Origin of the sequence: Aeromonas sp. A35_P, assembly GCF_002259925.1 — a bacterium.
GTDB lineage: Bacteria > Pseudomonadota > Gammaproteobacteria > Enterobacterales > Aeromonadaceae > Aeromonas > Aeromonas dhakensis.
Map to the genome: position 1 here is coordinate 1 of NZ_NEVB01000234.1, position 980 is coordinate 980.

Genomic DNA, 980 nt, shown 5'->3' on the forward strand with positions numbered 1-980 from the left:
TGCTGTAGGGAGTCTGTCCTTCCATCATCCTGCCCTGATGTGGCCGCTGGGTGTTGTAGTGTTCCAGGTAGCTGTCCAGGTCTGTCTGCATCTGCTCCACCGACTCATACCAGGTTGTCCGCCCCTTGATACGGAAATGTTCATCCAGCAGGGTTCGGTGCAGCCGCTCGATAAAGCCGTTGCTCTGCGGCCTGCGTACCTTGGTGGTCCGGTGCTCAATCCCCTCCAGTTGCAAGAACAGCTCGTAGGGGTGATGGTCAGGGCGTCCGCAGAACTCGCGCCCGTTGTCCGACAGGATGGTATAGACCCGCGCCTCGTGAGCCTCGAAGAACGGCAGGACCGTTTCGTTGAGTACATGGACCGAGGTTACCGGCAGCTTGCTGGTGTAGAGACGTCCCCAGGCGTGGCGGCTGTAGCAGTCCAGTACGGTTTGTAGATACACCTTGCCCGCCCCCTTGAGTGCGCCGACGAAGAAGGTGTCGACCGCCACCAGTTCCCCGGTGTAGTGAACCTCAATCTGGCGTTCGCGAAACTCGGGGCTGAAGCGCTCGAGCAGGCGAATCTGCTCGTCATTGAGCTCAATGGTCTGTTCCCTATGGGTTTTCTCGAGGCGCAACAAGCGGTCATGCTTGGAGAGCAAGTCGTGACGTTGCCACACGCCACGCACACCGCCCGCACTGACGTTGATGCCTTGCAGAGCCAGTTCTTGCGCGACCCGCAGCGGGCCATGGGTTGGTCTGGTGAGAGAGTAATCGAGGATGGCCTGCTCAATCTCGGGAGCGACCCGGTTAGGATGAGCCCCTTTACAGCCCGGCAATTTGTCGAGCAAGCCCTCGGCACCATAGGTTTGGTAATTACGGCGGATCTCGTAGAACTGCTGACGGCTGTAGCCGATGAGCTTGCAGGCTTTGCTGACGTTATTGAGCTCTTTGGCGAGCTCTAGCAGGCTGAGTTTACGACGTGCTACTTTCTCGTTGGTG

The 980-nt window shown here is 58.7% G+C and carries 1 protein-coding gene; it reads right to left on the reverse strand.

Features of this window, described 5'->3' with window-relative positions; genetic code table 11:
• On the reverse strand, window positions 1-980 hold a 980-nt coding region (locus CAK78_RS18810), incomplete at both ends, for an IS481-like element ISAs19 family transposase (protein ID WP_094698302.1).